This window comes from Methanofollis sp., from assembly GCF_028702905.1.
Taxonomy (GTDB): domain Archaea; phylum Halobacteriota; class Methanomicrobia; order Methanomicrobiales; family Methanofollaceae; genus Methanofollis.
On sequence record NZ_JAQVNX010000159.1, the window covers coordinates 1 to 3,571 of the forward strand.

At 64.0% G+C, this 3,571-nt stretch carries 5 protein-coding genes and 1 pseudogene; 1 reads left to right on the plus strand and 5 read right to left on the minus strand.

The window, feature by feature from the left end; genetic code table 11:
* Window positions 1–204, plus strand: a pseudogene (locus PHP59_RS11955) (ABC transporter permease); the annotation flags it as partial.
* Window positions 205–222: 18 nt separating this feature from the next.
* On the opposite strand, the gene PHP59_RS11960 reads toward PHP59_RS11955, so the two are convergent.
* The 5 genes from PHP59_RS11960 to PHP59_RS11980 all read right to left on the minus strand — a co-directional run.
* The gene (locus tag PHP59_RS11960) at window positions 223–1,167 is read right to left on the minus strand and encodes a thermonuclease family protein (protein WP_300167294.1); all 945 of its coding nucleotides are present in this window, start codon (window positions 1,165–1,167) and stop codon (window positions 223–225) included.
* Window positions 1,168–1,191: 24 nt separating this feature from the next.
* Window positions 1,192–1,569: a cupin domain-containing protein gene (locus tag PHP59_RS11965; protein ID WP_300167296.1), complete on the minus strand. Its 378-nt coding sequence runs from the start codon at window positions 1,567–1,569 to the stop codon at window positions 1,192–1,194.
* A gap of 33 nt (window positions 1,570–1,602) precedes the next feature.
* The gene (locus PHP59_RS11970; RefSeq protein WP_300167298.1) at window positions 1,603–2,712 is read right to left on the minus strand and encodes an ATP-binding protein; all 1,110 of its coding nucleotides are present in this window, start codon (window positions 2,710–2,712) and stop codon (window positions 1,603–1,605) included.
* Between the two features lie 35 nt (window positions 2,713–2,747).
* Window positions 2,748–3,302, minus strand: coding sequence for a hypothetical protein (locus PHP59_RS11975; protein WP_300167300.1), 555 nt, complete (start codon window positions 3,300–3,302; stop codon window positions 2,748–2,750).
* A 6-nt stretch (window positions 3,303–3,308) separates the two neighbouring features.
* On the minus strand, window positions 3,309–3,571 hold a 263-nt coding region (locus tag PHP59_RS11980), incomplete at its 5' end, for a hypothetical protein (RefSeq protein ID WP_300167302.1).

The window sequence follows — 3,571 nt, forward strand, 5'->3', positions numbered from 1 at the left end:
CTCCCCCTCTCCCTCCTCCCCGCACCCCTCCAGACCCTCGCCCTCGCCGCCCTCCCCCTCACCCACGTCGTCAATGTCTGCCGCGCCCTCCCCCTTGCCGCGGGCCTCGACCTCCTCCTCCTCGGCCTCCTCTGGATCGCCGCCGTCACCCCGGTCGCCTTCCTCCTCGCCCTCAGGATGATGAAAAAGCGGCTCATCCGCTGAAAAAAAGGGATCTCGCCCTCACCGCTCACGCGGCGGGACCAGGTTCATGCCGGCCACCGCCTTCGGCACGTCCGAAGGCCAGATAAAGACCCGGTTGTACGGCGGCACCCGGTGATACTCCTGCGGGTAGAAGATCTCGCCGCTCGTCATGTCGGCGCAGTACCTGCTGATCCAGGCCCCCCTCTCCGACGACGAGAGACGCTTGCCGGCAAGAACCTTCGCCGTGATATCGTAGAGGCGCACGCACATCCTGAACTCGTACCCGGTCAGGGCCATCGGGTCGGCCCACGCCCCCCTCTGCGCCCGATACGCCTCCTCCGCCGCGTCCCTGATCATCATCAGGTCGGCGTGGCGCGGCAGACTCGGGTAGATCGGGAAGATCGCCGCCCACCCCGACGCCACCATCATCAGGTTGAAGGTCGCCCTCTCCTCCCGCGTCATCGTCTCCCTCTCCCTCGCGGTATAGTTCGGCGCCATATACGCGAGCAGCCGCCCGTACTGGTCGAAAGGCCGGTCAGCCACCCGCAGGAACACATCCCTCTTCGACCCGTTCGGCCGCGTCAGCTTCTCCGCAAGGAGCTGCTTGAAATAACGGGCCGCCTCCATCCCCTGGTCCTCCTGGAGAGTCCCGGCCGAACCCGTGGCAAGCTTCGGCCTGAGGTGCTCCCCCAGGCCGTGTTCGACCGCCGCCTCCCCGTCCTGGATCCAGTCGGCCAGCTGCGCCAGATCGGCGTCGTGCCGCGACGGCGGCGTATTGACAGGATAGTGCACCTCCGGCGTGTCGATGGAGAGCATCCTGATCGACATCGAAATATACGGGCTGTCCCCGTCGCTCACCCGCAGGTATTTCTTTTTGCCCAGGGTATCGAGCTCGATCCCCTGGGGGTCCCAGAATATGGCAACATTCTGCATCGTCTCTCCCCCCGCCGCACCCGGCGGCGCCGGGACACGGCACCACGCCATGGGCGGGAGGGGATATATGGGTTGTTATGGGGAGGAGGGGAACACCTCCTCGTCCCCCTCCCGCCATGCAGGGTCGACGACCGCGAGGATGACAAGGTCGCCCGGCCCGGTGTTCTCGATCCACTGAACCGCGCCCGGCGGAATGTACACGGCCTGCCCCTCGCAGACCTCCGCCTCCTCCCCGTCGATGTGCATCTCGCCCCTGCCCGCGAGGATATAATACGTCTCCGACGAGGTCTTCAGGCGATGGGGAAGCGATACCTCACCCGGACCGAGGAAGGCATGGGCGATAGAACAGCGGTTTGTGCAGGCCGGTTCGTCCTTCGGGTGCAGGAGTTCGCGGAGATGGGTTTTGTCGCCGGCCGTGAAGACAGGCGTGGCCCTGATGTCCCTGATCAGCATGGAGAAAAGATAGGCGGCCGGGAAAAAAGAACGTCATCCCCTGAGAAACCGCCCCTCCATCCAGCGGGCCAGGAAAGGGTCGGCGACCCTGTAACCCCCGCCCTCCTCCTCCGCGATCCCTCTTTCGAGAATCCTGCGGAGGGCCGACTGGACGCTCGCCGGGCTTGCAAAGCCCCGGGTGCGGGCGAACTCGCCGGAGAAGAGGTCGTCCTCGCCCTGCGCCACCGCGAGGAGCACCCTGCGCTGGTTCGCGGTGAGAGCGTCCCAGATCGCAAGGTATGACCCTTCCAGGTCCGCGATCACCTCGCGGATCGCCGCCTCCACATCCGCCGGTCCGGCCGAGCCGCGGATGCGCCCCCTGTACCACACCTCGAAGGCGAGGCGCTGGGTATAATGGGGATGGCACCCTGTCGCCGCCAGGAGCGCCTCCACCGTTCCGTCGAGGAGGGCGATGCCGGCGCCGGCAAAGGCCTCCCCGATATACGCCGCGAACGCCCCGGCCGGGATCTCGTGGAGGGTCATGTGAGCGCCGAAGTTGTAGAATGGGCTCTCCTGCGACCGGAAGATCCACTCCATCATGTGCCTCTTCGAGCCGATGAAGACATAGGCAACGTGCTGGTGGTGCTGGAAGACCGACCTGAGGGTCTTCAGGAGGTTCTCGAAACCCGCGAGTTCCTGGAACTCGTCGAAGACCACGACAACCCGGCGGCCGCGGTCGACGGCAAGCCTCTCCGGCAGGTCGTAGGCGCCGGAGAGATCCTCCTCGGGCTCGTACTCGACGCCGACCTCGACCTCCGGTGCCGTCTTCACCGTAATCTCTGGCGTGATCCCGGCGAAGAGCCGCTTTATCGCCGCCAGGATCTCCCTCTCCGGGTAATGCGCGAGCACCTTCGCCGAGAGGGCGCGGGCGAGGTCGTGCTCGCTGGTGAAGGCATAACAGTCGAGAAAGATCGGGAGGACACTCCCCCCGAAGCCGTCGATGGCCCTGAGGACGAGGGACGTCTTCCCGTATTTGCGGGGCGAGTAGATGATAAGGCTCCGCCCGTTCTTCAGGTAGTTCCTGACCCGTTCCAGCTCTGCGGTCCTGTCGATGAAGGCCGGACCCCGCACCGGCTGGCCGAAGACAAAGGGGTTCTCATCCATGGTTATTGTGATCTGAATTATTTAGATGTAAATAATCATCCCTCGCCCTCCATGTCCACCACCTCATCGACGAATGTGGTGAGCCGGGAGAGGAGCAGGGGGTCGAGCCCCTTCTCCACCGCAAGGAACACCCCGGCAATCCCGGAGATCTTCAGCCTGCTCGTCACGAAATGGATGAACCGCGAGATGTTCGCGGAGGAGAGATAGATGAGCATCGTCGAGACCGAGTCGAAGAGGACGAAGACCTCCTTTCCATCGACCGCCTTGAGGGTCTGGGTGACAGCGATCCCCATATCTGTGAGGTCTTCGGGACTGTTCACGAAGACGGCGTTCTCCACATCCTCGGGCGCCTTCCCGACCGCGTACTTCGTGATCGCATCAACAACGCGGACGCGTGCCAGGTCGATCCCCTCCTGGACATAGAGTTTCCTGAGGACCGGATAGGGCTGGTTGGTGGTGATGATGACCGCGGTCGCGCCCTGCTCCGTGATCTCCCTGACGATCCCGAGGTTGGTCTGCTTCATCGCCGTCGCCGGCGAGAGGACAAGGTAGAGTTTCCGGTCTTCACTCTTTTCAAGGACAAATCTCATAGGGCTTCACCGCGTCAGGAAGTCTCTGTACGACTCCGGGATATCCTGCTCCTCCTCGATCACGCCCTGGTTCAGTTCCCTGAGCGTGGCAAGGACGCTTTCCGCGTGGCTGATCTGGACCCTGAGGAGATCGAGGACGTCCTCCTTCTCCATCTCTCCCGTTTCCACCGCCATGCAGGCATCCCGCAGATTCTCCTGGACCAGCAGGATCGGCGTCCTGATCCTGAGCGCGACCTCGGAGATGAAGGTGACCATCGTCCTGTGCTTCC